The 15,662-nt window shown below is 71.2% G+C and carries 13 protein-coding genes; 11 read left to right on the top strand and 2 right to left on the bottom strand.

Features of this window, described 5'->3' with window-relative positions; translation table 11 throughout:
- Positions 1-78: 78 nt before the first annotated feature.
- On the bottom strand, positions 79-1,287 hold the full coding sequence (locus ACFWFI_RS29970; protein ID WP_387396133.1) for an MFS transporter: 1,209 nt from the start codon (positions 1,285-1,287) through the stop codon (positions 79-81).
- An 84-nt stretch (positions 1,288-1,371) separates the two neighbouring features.
- Here ACFWFI_RS29970 and ACFWFI_RS29965 point away from each other — a divergent pair, with 84 nt between their 5' ends.
- From ACFWFI_RS29965 to ACFWFI_RS29935, 7 genes are all read left to right on the top strand, one after another.
- The gene (locus ACFWFI_RS29965) at positions 1,372-2,343 is read left to right on the top strand and encodes a LysR family transcriptional regulator (RefSeq protein ID WP_387396130.1); all 972 of its coding nucleotides are present in this window, start codon (positions 1,372-1,374) and stop codon (positions 2,341-2,343) included.
- 167 nt (positions 2,344-2,510) lie between these two features.
- Complete coding sequence (locus ACFWFI_RS29960; RefSeq protein ID WP_387396127.1) at positions 2,511-3,161, top strand: hypothetical protein; 651 nt, start codon at positions 2,511-2,513, stop codon at positions 3,159-3,161.
- Entirely contained in the window at positions 3,162-5,354 is a 2,193-nt protein-coding gene (locus ACFWFI_RS29955) for a glycosyltransferase (protein ID WP_387396124.1), read from the top strand.
- Positions 5,351-6,745 (top strand): acyltransferase family protein, encoded by a 1,395-nt coding sequence (locus tag ACFWFI_RS29950; protein ID WP_387396122.1) that lies wholly within the window; start codon positions 5,351-5,353, stop codon positions 6,743-6,745. The genes ACFWFI_RS29955 and ACFWFI_RS29950 overlap by 4 nt, the downstream gene beginning before the upstream one ends.
- Before the next feature lie 196 nt (positions 6,746-6,941).
- On the top strand, positions 6,942-8,273 hold the full coding sequence (locus ACFWFI_RS29945; protein ID WP_387396119.1) for a nitrate/nitrite transporter: 1,332 nt from the start codon (positions 6,942-6,944) through the stop codon (positions 8,271-8,273).
- Positions 8,274-8,403: 130 nt separating this feature from the next.
- Complete coding sequence (locus ACFWFI_RS29940; RefSeq protein WP_387396117.1) at positions 8,404-9,549, top strand: uroporphyrinogen-III synthase; 1,146 nt, start codon at positions 8,404-8,406, stop codon at positions 9,547-9,549.
- Positions 9,550-9,569: 20 nt separating this feature from the next.
- Complete coding sequence (locus ACFWFI_RS29935; protein WP_387396114.1) at positions 9,570-10,133, top strand: GNAT family N-acetyltransferase; 564 nt, start codon at positions 9,570-9,572, stop codon at positions 10,131-10,133.
- On the opposite strand, the gene ACFWFI_RS29930 is transcribed toward ACFWFI_RS29935, so the two are convergent.
- On the bottom strand, positions 10,066-10,671 hold the full coding sequence (locus ACFWFI_RS29930; RefSeq protein ID WP_387396112.1) for a GNAT family N-acetyltransferase: 606 nt from the start codon (positions 10,669-10,671) through the stop codon (positions 10,066-10,068). The genes ACFWFI_RS29935 and ACFWFI_RS29930 overlap by 68 nt on opposite strands.
- A 128-nt stretch (positions 10,672-10,799) precedes the next feature.
- Here ACFWFI_RS29930 and ACFWFI_RS29925 point away from each other — a divergent pair, with 128 nt between their 5' ends.
- From ACFWFI_RS29925 to ACFWFI_RS29910, 4 genes are all read left to right on the top strand, one after another.
- Positions 10,800-11,393, top strand: a complete 594-nt coding sequence (locus ACFWFI_RS29925; RefSeq protein ID WP_387396109.1) for a CGNR zinc finger domain-containing protein — start codon at positions 10,800-10,802, stop codon at positions 11,391-11,393.
- Positions 11,394-11,515: 122 nt separating this feature from the next.
- Positions 11,516-12,103 (top strand): sigma-70 family RNA polymerase sigma factor, encoded by a 588-nt coding sequence (locus ACFWFI_RS29920; protein ID WP_387396106.1) that lies wholly within the window; start codon positions 11,516-11,518, stop codon positions 12,101-12,103.
- The gene (locus ACFWFI_RS29915; RefSeq protein ID WP_387396103.1) at positions 12,100-12,975 is read left to right on the top strand and encodes an anti-sigma factor family protein; all 876 of its coding nucleotides are present in this window, start codon (positions 12,100-12,102) and stop codon (positions 12,973-12,975) included. The genes ACFWFI_RS29920 and ACFWFI_RS29915 overlap by 4 nt, the downstream gene beginning before the upstream one ends.
- 99 nt (positions 12,976-13,074) lie before the next feature.
- Positions 13,075-15,444: a HelD family protein gene (locus ACFWFI_RS29910; RefSeq protein WP_387396101.1), complete on the top strand. Its 2,370-nt coding sequence runs from the start codon at positions 13,075-13,077 to the stop codon at positions 15,442-15,444.
- Positions 15,445-15,662: the final 218 nt, after the last annotated feature.

Genomic DNA, 15,662 nt, shown 5'->3' with positions numbered 1-15,662 from the left:
CCCGTTGCCCCTGGCAACGGGGTGCTCGTTTTTTTGTGTTCCTGCGGCTTCGCGTTCCGCTCGGGCTCCCGGGCCCGTTCAGGCTCGGCGCGTTCCCACGGCCGCGACGGCCAGGGCAAGAGCCGCCGCGCACATCGGCGCCGCGTATCCGGTCACCGTCCCGGCGTGCTCCACCGTCCAGCCGCCCGCCGCCGAGCCCGCCGCCACTCCGCCCAGCAGCGCGGTGACCGCGAGCGTCATGCCCTCGTTGAGCTGCGCCTGCGGGGTGAGCCGCTGGATCAGTGTCATGCCGGTGACCATGGTGGGTGCGGTTGCCGCCCCCGCCAGCAGCAGGCAGCCCGCCAGGACGAGCAGCGAGTCGGTCGTGGCCGCGGCCATCAGGGGGAGGGACATGAGTGCGGTCATCCCCGCCAGGCAGAGCAGCAGCCTGCGCCCGACGCTCGCGGCGGGGCGCAGTGACCCGTACAGCAGTCCGGCCACACAGGAGCCGCCGGCCTGGAGTGCGAGGATCGCGCCTCCGGCGTGAGCGATGGAGACGACCTCCATCGCTCCGAAGACGGCCCCCGTCGCGAGGAAGACGGCGAGCAGGGCGACCATGCCCGGGGTGCGCAGGGGGGAGGCGGCACGGGTGCCAGGCGTCACCGGCGGTTCGGTCGCACGCTGCGCGGCGAAGATCAGGACGCCGGCCATGAGCAGTATCGCGCCGGTGAGGGTGCCGGCTTCGGGGAAGAGGGCCCCGCACAGGGACGCGGCGAGGACCGGGCCGAGCATGAAGCACAGCTCGTCCGCTGCCTGTTCGAAGGAGTTCGCGGTGTGCAGGGTCGCCGGGTCGCCCCGGTGCAGATGGGCCCAGCGGGCCCGCGACATTCCGCCGGTGTTCGGGGTGGTGGCTGTCGCCGCGTAGGCGGCGAAGAGCGTCCAGACCGGTGCGTCGTAGTGCACGCAGAGCACCAGGGCCAGCGAGCCGAGAACGGCGACCGCAGTGGCGGGCACCGCGATCCTGGCCTGGCCGTACCGGTCGACGAGGCGCGCCGTCCAGGGGGCCACCACCGCGGTCGCGGCCAGTCCGGTCGCGGTGACGGCCCCGGCCAGGGCGTACGAACCGTGCGCTCCGGCGATCATGATGACGGCGCTGACGCTGAACATCCCCATGGGCAGCCTGGCGAGCAGATTGCCCGCGGTGAAGGCGCGCGCGCCGGGGGTGGCGAGCAGCCGGAGGTACGGATTGGACGGGGCGGTGGAGGGCGGGGCGGCGCCGGGAGCCGGGACGGCGGTTTCGTGAGACACGTCGTCCACCTTCGGATCACGCGGTCCGAGGCGTCCAACACCTGATCCGGGCCCATTGACGCACTTCCGTTGTAAATTGGGCCGGTGGCCGCACCCGACACCGATCCCCGTCTCCTCCGCGCCTTCGTCGCCGTGGCCGAGGAGCTGCACTTCACCCGTGCCGCCGCCCGGCTCTACGTGGCGCAGCAGGCGTTGAGCCGTGACATCCGCAGGCTGGAGCGCGAGCTGGGCACGGAGCTGTTCGTCCGTACCACCCGCCAGGTGTCCCTCACCCCGGACGGGGAACGCCTCCTGCCGCACGCCCATCGGGTGCTCGACGCGCACGCCGCACTCCGAGCGGCCTTCGCGGATCCGGCGGAGCGTCCGCTGCTCGTCGACCTGAACACCGACGGGATGACGGCGGCCCGGGTACTGTCCCGTGCGCGTGAGCTCGCGCCGGACTGCGAGCTGATGGCCCGCTTCGAGAGCGGGCTGACATGGGCGGCGGGTGAGGTGCTCGCCGGGCGGCTCGACGTCTCCTTCGGCCGTGCCGCCGGGCTCGATCCCGCGGTGCTCGCACAGCTCTCCGTACAGCCGGTGCGGTACGAGCGGATGGCTGTTCTCCTGCCGCACGATCATCCTCTGGCCGGGCGCGAGGCAGTCGCCATGAGCGACCTGGCCGGCGAAACCGTCTATGCGGGGGCGGGCAATACGCGCACGCTCGAGTGGACGAATCTCGCAGCCATACTTTTCGCGGAGTGGAACATCGTGCTGGCTCCGCCCGCTCCACTCGCTGTCGGCGTGGCCGAATTCCAGCGGGTCATGGCGAAGAATCGTAACCCCGTACTGGCTGTAGCCGGCTTTCCGCCGCTGCCGGGGACGGTGCTGCGCCCGCTCGTGCGGCCGGTGCCGCTGTCTCCGCTGCTGATGGTGGCGCGAAGAGGACTTGACCACCCCGGCCTGTCCGCGCTGCGTGCCGCAGTGACCGAACTCGCCGGGGCGGAAGGATGGATGGTGCGGCCACCGGACTCGTGGCTGCCTGAAACCGATTCGTCACTCATGGGTCACTGTTCATGAACAACAGGTGATACAGCCCTCTGTTCGTCGCCGTCGTGCGCTACATTCAGGGTTTCGGGTGCTCGGTGGCAGGTGGCGCGCGGACGGGGTGGGGGCCCGGTCCGATGGCACGATTCCAGTCATTCCACGCGCACCTGTTTCATTGAGTGGGGGATGTGCGAACACCTGTGGAAAATTGGCGCGAAGGTACCCGAACCGGGCACACGCACGAGCCGAACGACGTCACCGTCCAACTGGACGGGCTGGGCCGTCAGCTCTCCGAACTGCCTGTTGAACCCAGCCCTCCGGACCCTTCGGACGGTCCGGTGTTCGTCGATGAGAGCGGCCGCCGCAGCAAGACGTACCGGCGCGTGGGATGGGTGCTCGCCGCGATCTGTGCCGTGTACGCGGTGACGCTCGTGGTCGCCGTGCTCGGCGGGAACTCCACCGCTCCCTGGCTGCCGCTCTCCGGGCAGGAGAAGAAGCACGCGGAAGAGGTCGAGGTGCGGCCCGCTCCGAGTGGCGAAGTCGTGTCCGAGAGCCCCGGAGCCACGCCCAGCGCCTCCACGTCGGCCTCCGGGGACGCCGCGGTCTCCCCGTCGGGCGGCGCCTCCGCGTCCCGCCCGGTCGAGCCCGGCGCGAGCCCCTCGGCCTCCAGGTCCAGCCAGCCCCCGAAGGGCATTTCCTCCTCGGCCCCCGCCCCGGGCAACTCGGTCTCCGCACAGCCGAGCGGTGAGCCGTCGCCGTCGGTCAGCCCCGACCCGCCCGTCGAGGAGAGTCCGCCGACGTCCCCGGACCCCTCGGAATCACCGGTGCAACCACAAGAAGGCGCTCAGTAAATGACAACCCCCGTTTCGCGGGGCAGGCACAACCGGAAGAAGAAGCGGACCGTCCGGCGCAGACTTCCCATGCGCTATCTGCTTCCGTCGCTCCTTCTTGTGGCCCTGCTCGCCATGCTCATGCTGCGCGGTTACGTGCACAGCGAGATCCTCGCCGACCACCGCATCCAGGCCCCCGCTCCCACCACCCAGGTGCCGGACGACGTACTCGACGGCGGTCCGGTCATCGACGCCCGCACGGCGGGCGAGGACACCAAGACGCTCCGGATCCCCGATCACAAGATCGTCCTGACCTTCGACGACGGCCCCGACCCGGTCTGGACCCCGCGCGTCCTGGACGAGCTCAAGAAGCACCATGCGCACGGCGTCTTCTTCGTCACCGGCACCATGGCCTCGCGCTACCCCGACCTCGTGCAGCGAATGGTCGACGAGGGGCACGAGATCGGGCTGCACACCTTCAACCACCCCGACCTCTCGTTCCAGTCCACCAGCCGCATCGACTGGGAGCTCTCCCAGAACCAGCTGGTGCTCGCGGGCGCGGCCGGCATCCGTACGTCCCTGTTCCGGCCTCCGTACTCCTCGTTCTCGGACGCCATGGACAACAAGTCCTGGCCGGTCACGCAGTACATCGGCAGCCGCGGCTATCTCACCGTCGTGAACAACACCGACAGTGAGGACTGGAAGCGCCCCGGCGTCCACGCGATCATCAAGCGCGCGACGCCCGAGCACGGCGACGGCGCCATCATCCTGATGCACGACTCCGGCGGCGACCGGTCCCAGACCGTGGCCGCCCTGGGGAAGTTCCTGCCGCAGATGCAGAAGCGGGGCTACGACTTCACCAACCTGACCTCGGCGCTCGGCGCCCCCAGCGCGCACACCCCGGTCACCGGTCTCGCGCTCTGGAAGGGCAAGGCGTTCATAGGAGCGGTGGAGATCTCCGAGCACGTCACCAGCGTCCTGGTGGTCGGCCTCGCGGCCATCGGCGTCCTGGTGATGGTCCGCTTCGGGCTGATGCTGCTGCTCTCCTTCCTGCACGCCAGGAAGGTGCGCCGCAAGAACTTCAGCTGGGGCGAGGAGTTCACCCGCCCGGTGTCGGTCCTCGTGCCCGCGTACAACGAGCGTGAGTGCATCGAGGCCACCGTGCGGTCGCTGGTGGCCAGCGACTACCCGATCGAGGTCATCGTCATCGACGACGGCTCGACGGACGGCACGGCCGACCTCGTCGAAGCGATGTGGATCCCGAACGTCCGGGTCGTACGCCAGCGCAACGCGGGCAAGCCCGCGGCCCTCAACAACGGCATCGCGAACGCCCGTTACGACATCGTCGTGATGATGGACGGCGACACCGTCTTCGAACCCTCCACCGTGCGCGAGCTCGTGCAGCCGTTCGCCGACCCCAGGGTCGGAGCCGTCGCGGGCAACGCCAAGGTCGGCAACCGGGACTCGCTGATCGGCGCCTGGCAGCACATCGAGTACGTGATGGGCTTCAACCTCGACCGCCGGATGTACGACCTGCTGGGCTGCATGCCCACCATTCCCGGTGCGGTCGGCGCCTTCCGCCGGGACGCGCTGGACCGGATCGGCGGCATGAGCGAGGACACCCTCGCGGAGGACACCGACGTCACCATGGCGCTGCACCGCGACGGCTGGCGCGTCGTCTACGCGGAGAACGCCCGGGCCTGGACCGAGGCCCCCGAGTCCGTGCAGCAGCTGTGGTCGCAGCGCTACCGGTGGTCGTACGGCACGATGCAGGCCATCTGGAAGCACCGCCGCGCGGTCATCGAGCGCGGTCCCTCGGGCCGCTTCGGACGCGTGGGGCTGCCGTTCGTCTCCCTGTTCATGGTCGTCGCCCCGCTGCTGGCGCCCCTCATCGACGTCTTCCTGCTGTACGGACTGGTCTTCGGCCCGACGGGGAAGACGGTCGCGGCCTGGTTCGGGGTCCTGCTGGTGCAGGCCGTCTGCGCCGCGTACGCCTTCCGGCTCGACCGGGAGCGCATGACCCATCTGATCTCCCTGCCGCTCCAGCAGATCCTCTACCGGCAGCTGATGTACGTCGTGCTGCTCCAGTCCTGGATCACCGCTCTCACCGGTGGCCGGCTGCGCTGGCAGAAGCTGCGGCGCACCGGCGTGGTGGAAGCCCCGGGCGGCACACCGAACCGTCGCAAGGACACGGACCGGAGGCCGGTGGCATGACCTACCCCGACCGACCCCGGCAGGACGGCGCCGGATACGACGACGGCGCCTGGCCGTCCGCCGACGCCGCCTGGACGCCGTCGCAGCAGGGCAGCGCCTACCCGGCGCACGCCGGTGCCGCGCACACCGCTCCGCTGCCCGCCCCACACGTACCCGCCCCGGCGGCGTACCCGGAGTACGCGGACTCCACCGGCCCCGCCCAGGCGGCGTACCCGGAGCGCGCACCCGCCGCCCCGGACACCGCCGCCGAGGCACCCGCACCCCGCGCCAAGCCCGGGCGGGACCGCTACCTCGACCTGCTCAGGGCCGTGGCCCTCGTCCGGGTCGTCGTCTTCCACCTCTTCGGCTGGGCCTGGCTGACCGTCCTCTTCCCGTCCATGGGCGTGATGTTCGCCCTGGCCGGTTCGCTGATGGCCCGCTCGCTGGCCCGCCCGGCGGTGAGCGTCATCCGCAGCCGGCTGCGCAGGCTGCTACCCCCGATGTGGGCGTTCTCGCTCGTCGTCGTGCCGGTGATGTTCGCGCTGAGCTGGAAGCCCGTCCGGGAGGAGGGGCTGTGGTGGTTCATCAAGCTCGGCAGCTATCTCTTCCCGCTCGGCTCGCCTCCCTATCCCGAGGAGAGCGGCTCGACCGGCGGATGGCTGGAACTGAGCTGGGCGGACCAGGCGGCGGGGCCGCTCTGGTACATCCGGGCCTATCTCTGGTTCGTGCTCGCCTCGCCCCTGCTGCTCAAGGCGTTCCGCAGGCTTCCGTGGGTCACGCTGCTCGCCCCGATCGCCCTCACCGCCGTGATCGGCACCGGTCTCGTGACGGTCCCCGGCACCTTCGGCGAGGGCCTCGTCGACTTCGCCGTGTTCGGGTCCTGCTGGATCCTGGGCTTCGCCCACAACGACGGACTGCTGAAGGAGATCCCGCGCTATCTGGCGGTGTCGTCCGCCGCGATCGTCATGGGCTTCGGCCTGTGGTGGGCGTCCGGGCACCTCACCGAGGAGGGCTGGAATCTGGACGAGATCCCGCTCGCCCAGGCCACCTGGTCCCTCGGCTTCTGCGCGATCCTCCTGGTCTACGCCCCGTCCTGGCAGAAGCTCCCCGGCAAGCTCGCCGGGTGGGACAGCCTGGTCACGCTGGCCAACAACAGAGCCGTGACGATCTATCTGTGGCACAACCTGCTGCTGATGGCGGCCGCGCACCTCGTGGACGAGCTCTGGTCCGTCCCGTGGCTCGGAGACACGTTCGGTACCTATATAGAACAGTCGTACGAGGTGCTGGTCCTCATCGCGATCTGGCCGCTCATAGGGCTCGCGATCCTGGCCTTCGGCTGGGTGGAGGACGTCGCCGCCAAGCGCCGGCCGCGTCTCTGGCCCAACGGGGCGGGCCGGACGCGCAGGGCCTGACCGGCCGAGGGGGTGCGGCGGGCCCGGCCCACCGCATCCCCCGGCCCGGCCCACCGCATCCCCGGAGTGCGGCTCACCGCACCTCCGGCAGCCGAGTGAGAGCAAGGTTGCGCACCGGTCACCTCGCAGCACCGCACCGAAACGCGGACTCCCTAGCGTCGGCAGGACAACACCCCGACCCCTGTGGAGGCGCGTGATGGCCGGTCGTTGGATCGAGCAGTGGGAGCCGGAGGACGAGACCTTCTGGCGAGAGACGGGCGAGAAGACCGCCCGCAGGAACCTGTGGTTCTCCGTGCTCTCGGAACACATCGGGTTCTCGATCTGGTCCCTGTGGTCCGTCATGGTCCTGTTCATGGGGCCGGAGTACGGCGTCGACCCGGCAGGGAAGTTCTTCCTGATCTCCACGGCCACCCTGGTCGGCGCCATCGTCCGGGTGCCGTACACCTTCGCGGTCGCGCTGTTCGGCGGACGCAACTGGACCATCTTCAGTGCGCTGTCGCTCCTGGTGCCGACCATCGCCGCCTTCTGGGTGATGGAGCCCGGCACCTCGTACACCACGTTCCTCGTCGTCGCGGCGCTCACCGGCATCGGAGGCGGCAACTTCGCGTCGTCGATGACGAACATCAACGCCTTCTTCCCGCTGCGCAAGAAGGGTTGGGCGCTCGGGCTCAACGCGGGTGGCGGCAACATCGGCGTCCCGGTCGTACAGCTCGTCGGCCTGCTGGTGATCGGCACGGCCGGCGCCGCACACCCGCGGATCGTGCTCGGGGTGTACGTACCGCTGATCATCGTCGCCGCGCTCGGCGCGGCGCTCAAGATGGACAACCTCCGGCCCGTCCAGAACGACACCGGGGCGGCGCTCCAGGCCGTGCGAGAGCCGCACACCTGGATCATGTCGGTGCTCTACATCGGCACCTTCGGCTCGTTCATCGGCTACAGCTTCGCCTTCGGGCTCGTCCTCCAGACCCAGTTCGGCCGGACTCCGCTGCAGGCCGCCTCGCTCACCTTCATCGGCCCGCTGCTCGGCTCCCTGATCCGGCCCGCGGGCGGCCTGCTCGCCGACCGGTACGGCGGTGCCCGGATCACCCTGTGGAACTTCGCGGCCATGGCCGCCGCGACCGGTGTCGTCGTCTTCGCCTCGGGCATCGAGTCGCTGACGGTGTTCCTCGTGGGCTTCATCGCGCTGTTCATGCTGACGGGGCTGGGCAACGGCTCCACGTTCAAGATGATCCCGGGCATCTTCCACGCGCAGGGGATCGCCAGGGGCCTGCGCGGCGAGGAGGCCGCGGCGTACGGGCGACGGCTTTCCGGCGCGGCCATGGGACTCATCGGTGCGGTCGGGGCCCTGGGAGGTCTGGCGATCAACCTCGCGTTCCGCCAGTCCTTCGCGACCTCGGGCGCCGGGACGGCCGCCTTCTGGTGCTTCCTCGGCTTCTACGCCGTCTGCTTCACCCTCACGTGGGCGGTATACCTTCGGCGTACCGAAGCGGTGGCCGCGAAGCCCCAGCTCAGCTATGCCGAGGTGTGAGGATGACCACAACGCGTCGCAGGACGTAACGGGCGGGAAATACAGGAGAACCGAGACTGTCACGCAGGGTTGACAGTCTCGGTCCTCCGCATCATCGAGCAACAGCGGGACGAGAGCCGGGTATCACGCCATGCACGACGACGACGCACAGCACGGGCCCCTGTCGGGCTTCACGGTCGGAGTGACCGCAGCCCGTCGCGCCGAGGAGCTCGGGACGCTCCTCACGCGCAGGGGCGCCGCGGTCCTGCACGCGCCCGCGCTGCGGATCGTGCCGCTCGCGGACGACAGCGAACTCCTGGCCGCGACCAAGGAACTGATCGACAGCGCACCCGACGTCGTGATCGCGACCACCGCCATCGGCTTCAGGGGCTGGGTGGAGGCCGCCGACGGCTGGGGCATCGGTGACGCTCTCCTCGAACTGCTGCGCGACATAGAGCTGCTCGCCCGCGGCCCCAAGGTCAAGGGCGCCATCCGGGCGGCCGGGCTCACCGAGGCGTGGTCACCGCAGTCGGAGTCGATGGCCGAGGTCCTGGACAGGCTGCTGGACGAGGGCGTCTCGGGCCGCCGGATCGCCCTCCAGCTGCACGGGGAACCGCTGCCCGGCTTCGTCGAGTCGCTCCGGGCGGCGGGCGCCGAGGTCGTCGGCGTACCCGTCTACCGGTGGATGCCCCCGGAGGACATCGCCCCGCTCGACCGCATGCTCGACGTCACCGTCGCGCGTGGCCTGGACGCCCTCACCTTCACCAGCGCTCCCGCCGCCGCCTCCTACCTGAACCGGGCGGAGGCCCGCGGCATGCTCCCCGAGGTACTGGACGCCCTGAGCCACGACGTCGTCACGGCCTGCGTCGGTCCGGTCACGGCCCTGCCCCTGCAGGCCAAGGGCATCGACACCGTCCAGCCGGAGCGCTTCCGGCTGGGCCCCCTCGTACAGGTGCTCTGCGCCCAGCTGCCCGCCCGGGCCCGTGCGCTCCCCGTCGCCGGCCACCGGGTCGAGATCCGCGGCCACGCCGTGCTGGTCGACGGCGCCCTGCGCCCGGTGCCCCCGGCCGGCATGGCCCTGCTCCACACACTGGCCCGCAAGCCGGGCTGGGTGGTCTCCCGCGCCGACCTGCTGCGGGCGCTGCCCGGCAGCGGTACGGACGAGCACGCGGTGGAGACGGCGATGGCCAGACTGCGTACGGCGCTCGGGGTGCCGCGGCTGATCCAGACGGTGGTCAAGCGGGGCTACCGCCTGGCGCTGGACCCCTCGGCGGACACCAAGTACGACGGTTCCTGACGGGCCGCTACGGTGCGGGGATGATCAACGACATCCATCCCCTGGCCGACGGGATCCGGCTGAGGCCCGTGGCCCTCGGCGACGCGGAGTCCTTCGCCTGGGCCATGACCCGCAGCCGCGCCCACATGCGGCGCTGGGAGCCCGTGCGCCCCGAAGCCTTCTACACCCCCGAAGGCCAGGTCCAGCGGCTGACCGGACTGCTGGCGGACCGGGACGCGGGGCGCGCCGTGCCCTGGGCGCTGGCCGACGACGAGGACCGGGTCGTGGGGGCGATGACGCTCGCCTCCATCGAGCGCGGGCCGTTCCGCAACGCCCGGCTCGGCTACTGGATCGACGTCGACCAGGCGGGCCGTGGCCTGGCCACGGCCGCCGTCACCCGGGTCTGCGAGCTGGCACGGGACGGGCTCGGACTGCACCGGATCGAAGCAGGGACGGTCCTGGACAACGCGGCCTCGCAGCGGGTACTGGCCAAGTGCGGATTCGAGCTGTACGGCACGGCGCCGCGCTATCTCCACATCAACGGCGCGTGGCAGGACCACCGGATGTTCCAGCGCATCCTGCACGACGGTCCGCCGCAGGGCTGAGCGGCGCCTGCCGGGCGTGCCGGTGGCCGCCCAGCGGATAGCGCGGGGGCCGGGCGGGTACGACCTCGGCCAGCGCGAATCCGGACTTCTCCGCGACCCGGCACGATGCCTCGTTGCCGGCCTCGTGGAGCAGCTCCAGGCTCCGGAGGCCGTCCTCCGCGAACGTGGCGAACGCCCAGCCGGTGAGGGCGCCGAGAGCGCGCGGGGCAACGCCCCGGCCGCGCGCCGACGCGGTGGTCCAGTACCCGGCCTGGGCGCTTCCGGCACCGGGGACATGGCGGTTCAGCGCCAGGTTGCCGACGAGTTCCCCGTCCCGCGCGGTGTCGGTCACGGCGAAACCGAACCGGCTGCCGGACGCCCACCCGTCCTCCTGGACCGTCATCCAGCGTTCCGCCGCCCCGGCGTCGGGGACCTGGGTCCGCAGCCAGCGCCGCATGGCGGGGTCGTCGTACGCCGCGAGCAGTGCCGGTATGTCGTCCCGCCGCCATGGGCGCAGGAGCAGGGATCCGGCCGTCAGCGTGACCGTCTGGTTGTTCATGCGGAGACGATACGGCGGCGGCCGGGGGCCGCAGGGGTGTCGGCGGGAGGGGTTCCGGGCCGGGCCGGATGCGGGCACTCTGGGGGTGACTCTCCCCCACAGGTGACCCCCGAGGCGGTGACAGGCTCATGGCGGCGGGCACGGGCGCGTACGGCCGGCGGTTCGACTCGGGCCGGGTATGTCTGGACCTGGTGGCGACCGGAGCGGAGACCTCCGGCGCCTGTGAGCAGCTCGACTGCCCCGCGCGCCTCGCCGAGTGGCTGGTGGCCTCGCGACTTGTACCGCGCGGGACGCCCCTGGGTGCCGTCGACGAGACCTGGGTGGCGGTGTTCCGGCAGTTGCGGGCCGGCATCGACCGGCTGATGACGGCTCAACTGGCCGGAGGGAGCGCCGACATGGACCTGGAACGGGTCAACGCGCTGGCAGCAGGCGCACCGCCGGGTCTACGGGCCGTGCGGGGGCAGGGCGGGGTGCTCGTACGGGCGCTGAGCGCCGACCCGGCGTGCGGGGCGCTGCTCGCCGCGGTGGCCCGGGACACCGTGGACCTGCTGACGGATCCGGTGGCGCGGGCAGGTCTGCGCCGGTGCGAGGGCGATGCCTGCCGACGGCTCTACCTGGACACGTCACGGGGGCGACGGCGCCGCTGGTGCTCCAGCGAGGTCTGCGGCAACCGGGAGCGGGTGGCCCGGCACCGGCGCCGCGTGAGGGCCGTGACGTCGTGAACGTCACGAACGGTCCCAAATCCACAGCGCCGAAAGAAAGTTGCGCGTTCTTTGAATGAACCGGCGCCCGCTTGCGTACCGATGGCCACAGAGCTCGACAGGGTCTCGACCGGGAGGTTCGGGTGCGCAAGGATGCGGCCGTGGCCGATGACCGTCCGCACAGGGCTCGACATCGCAGTGCAGTGCCCCGCCCTCCCTCCGACGTCCCTGACGAGGAGCTGATGCGGGCGCTCTACCGCGAACACGCGGGCCCTCTGCTCGCCTACGTACTCCGTCTCGTCGCGGGGGACCGCCAGCGTGCCGAGGACGTGGTGCAGGAAACGCTCATCCGTGCCTGGAAGAACGCCGGTTCGCTCAACCGGGCCACCGGCTCAGTACGCCCCTGGCTGGTGACGGTCGCCCGGCGCATCGTCATCGACGGCCACCGCAGCCGGCAGGCCCGGCCCCGCGAGGTCGATCCGTCGCCGCTGGAGGTCATTCCCGCGGAGGACGAGATCGACAAGGCGTTGTGGCTGATGACGCTCTCGGACGCACTCGACGATTTGACCCCGGCCCACCGGGAAGCATTGGTCGAGACCTACTTCAGAGGCCGTACGGTCAACGAGGCCGCGGAGGTCCTCGGTATCCCCAGCGGGACCGTGCGGTCCCGGGTGTTCTACGCACTGCGTTCCATGAAGCTCGCACTCGAAGAGAGGGGGATCACGGCATGAGCGACCAGGAATGGCAGCCCTTCGGTCCCCGGCCGGCCGGTCCCCGGCGCCCGTCGGTCCCGCCGGTCCCTCCGGGTGCGCCGGACGATCCCTTCGCGTTCCCCGTGGAGGGCCCCGGGCACGACGCCGCGGGCGCCTACGCGCTGGGCATCCTCGACGATGCCGAGGCGACCGCCTTCGAGGCCCATCTGGCCGGCTGTGCGTCGTGTGCCGCGCATCTCGACGAATTCGCCGGCATGGAGCCCATGCTGGCGATGCTGGCGGAGTCCCCGGCCGCCGTCCCCGGCGCGCGCCCGGTCCCGCACGTCCCGGAGCGCCCCGCACCCCGGCTGCTGGACGGTCTGGTCGACGAGGTCGCGCGGAAACGGTCGCAGCGGCGGCGGCGCGCCCGGTACCTGATCGCGGCGGCGGCGGTCCTCGTGATCGGCGGCCCGGTGGTCGCGGTCACCGCCACGGCGGGCGAGGACTCGGGCCGGCGGGTCGAGGCGGCCGACCCGCATCCCACGAGCCCCGCCGAGGACGCCTTCTTCAACCACATGCCCGAGAAGCGGACGGCGACCGATCCCGTCACCAAGGTCGACGCCACGGTCGGCATGGAGCCCAAGGCCTGGGGCACCCACACGGTCCTGGAACTGAAGAACGTCGAGGGCCCGCAGAAATGCAGTCTGATCGCCGTCTCCAAAACCGGCGACGAGGAGGTCGTCACCTCCTGGTCCGTGCCGAAATGGGGATACGGGATCGAGGATTCCTCCCACGCGAGCGCACAGCGCCCGCTGTATGTGCACGGGGGTGCCGCGATGGCGCGCGGGGACATCGACCATTTCGAGGTGCGCACCTTCGACGGCGAGCGGCTGGTGGAGATCGATATCTAGGATTTTTCGCCCAAAACGCAACCCGAGCGGCAGGTGCGCTCGGGGCCCCCTTTCGCGTACGGTTGACGGCTGCCCGATGCACGTCAGAAGGGGGCCTCGGTGGCCGCGCAGGATGCCGCTGTCGATTCGTTGCGGGACCGGGAAATCGGTGTCGAACAAGAACATCTGGACCGGGTCTACCGCCGTCTCGAAGAGAAGATCGACGAGGCGGAATTTCTCATGCAGGACGCCAACAAACGGGGTCAGGTAGGCACCCCCGGGGCACTCGCAGAACGGGACGCGCAGGTCTTCCGGGCCGGCGTCCACCTCAACCGGCTGAACAGTGAGTTCGAGGACTTCCTCTTCGGACGTATCGACCTGCTGCGCGGCAAGGACGGCGAACGCGGCCCGGACGGCGCCTTCACCTCGGTGGAGGCGGCCGACGACGCCGTGGGGGAGGACAGCACCGCCGAGATCGCGGAGACCCTCCACATCGGCCGCATAGGAGTACTCGACTCCGACTACGCGCCGCTGGTGATCGACTGGCGGGCACCGGCCGCCGCGCCGTTCTACCGTTCGACGCCGAAGGAACCGGGCAGGGTCGTACGCCGTCGGGTCATCCGCTCCAAGGGCCGCAGGGTTCTCGGGGTCGAGGACGACCTGATGCGCCCGGAGCTGACCGCCAGCCTGAAGGGCGAGGCGCTGCCCGTCATCGGCGACGGTGCCCTGATGGCCGCGCTGGGCCAGGCCCGCAGCCACACGATGAGGGACATCGTCTCGTCGATCCAGGCCGAGCAGGACCTGGTGATCCGTGCCCCCGCCGCCTCCGTCACCGAGGTCTCCGGCGGCCCCGGCACCGGCAAGACGGCGGTTGCCCTGCACCGGGCCGCGTATCTCCTCTACCAGGACCGGCGGCGCTACGCGGGCGGCATCCTCGTCGTCTCGCCGACCCCGCTCCTGGTCGCCTACACCGAAGGGGTGCTGCCCTCGCTCGGCGAGGAGGGCCAGGTCGCGATCCGCGCCGTCGGGTCGCTGTCCGACGAGGCCGCGGGTGTGGAGGGGGCGACCACGTACGACGAGCCCGCCGTCGCCCGGATCAAGGGTTCGTCCCGGATGCTCCACGTGCTGCGCAAGGCGGCCCGCGGGGCGCTGGAGCAGCCCGCGCCCAGGTCCGCCCCGCAGGAAGGGCAGCTGGAGTTCGGAGAGGCCCCGGCCGAGGCCGGCACCCCCACCCGGCTGAGGGTGGTGGCCTTCGGTGGCCGCATCGAGCTGGAGGCCGACGAGCTCCGGCGGATCCGGCACAACGTCCTCGGCGGCACGGCACCGGTCAACCTGCTGCGCCCGCGCGCCCGCAAACTGCTCCTGGACGCCCTGTGGAGCAAGTCGTCGGGCCGGGGCCGCTACACCGACCCCGAGCTGGTCGCGGAGCTGCGTTCCTCGTTCGACGAGGACGTGTCCACCGAAACTCCGTTCCTCACCTTCCTGAACGCCTGGTGGCCGGAACTCACCCCCCGCCGGGTGCTGGCGGCGATGTCCGACGAGCGGCGCCTGAACAGATGGGCGCGCCGGATCCTCAACCAGGGCGAGGTGCGCCGCCTGGCGCGTTCGCTGAGACGGCTGGACGAGGACGGCAAGGGTCCGCTCTCCGTCCACGACGTGGCGCTCCTGGACGAGCTCCAGACCCTGCTGGGCACCCCGGCCCGTCCGAGGAGGAAGCGGGAGGCCGACCCGCTGGACCAGCTCACGGGGCTGGAGGAGCTGATGCCTCAGCGCGAGGAGACGCAGTGGGAGCGGGCGGAGCGGCTCGCGGCGGAGCGCACGGAGTACGCGCACGTCATCGTCGACGAGGCCCAGGACCTGACGCCCATGCAGTGGCGCATGGTCGGCCGCCGCGGCCGGCACGCCACCTGGACGATCGTCGGCGACGCGGCGCAATCCTCCTGGTCCGACCCGGACGAGGCGTCCGCGGCGCGTGACGAGGCGCTCGGCAACAGGCCGCGGCGCCACTTCACCCTCACCGTGAACTATCGCAACCCGGCGGAGATCGCCGAGCTCGCGGCCAAGGTGCTGGCGCTGGCCATGCCGGGGATGGAGTCCCCGGCGGCGGTCCGCTCCACGGGTGTCGAGCCGCGCTTCGAGACGGTGCGGGGCGGGGACCTCGCCTCGACCGTCCGCGAGGAGGCCCGCAGGCTGCTCGCGGAGGTGGACGGCACCGTCGGTGTGGTCGTCGCCATGAACCGCCGCGCCGAGGCCCGTGCCTGGCTGGAGGAGCTCGGGGAGCGGGTCGTGGCGCTGGGAAGCCTGGAGGCCAAGGGCCTGGAGTACGACGCCACTGTGGTGGTCTCTCCCGCGGAGATCGCCGACGAGTCCCCGGCGGGACTGCGGGTGCTCTACGTGGCACTCACCCGTGCGACGCAGCAGCTCACCGTGGTTTCGGGTGAGCGCGACATGCCGGACGAGGACGGTGTTCCGGACCTGCTGAGGGACTGAGCGGGGGCGGCCGGCGCCTCCCGGCGGAGTACTTTTCCGAGTCAACTCGTCGCACGGGAATCACTTCTCCGGGGTCTTTGTTAGCCTGGAGTCGGCACCGGCTCGATCCAAGCCCCCGGGCCCAACCTTCGTCGCTACGAGCGACCACTTGCCGCGAGGCGAGCATGGCGGGTCGGTGCCACCTGACAGCAAGAAGACAGACCCGCGTCACCTGTTGG

It is taken from the genome of Streptomyces sp. NPDC060209, assembly GCF_042728155.1.
Taxonomy (GTDB): Bacteria; Actinomycetota; Actinomycetes; order Streptomycetales; family Streptomycetaceae; genus Streptomyces.
The sequence above is the reverse complement of the archived record's forward strand: the minus strand, read 5'-3'. Positions and strand labels throughout refer to the sequence as shown.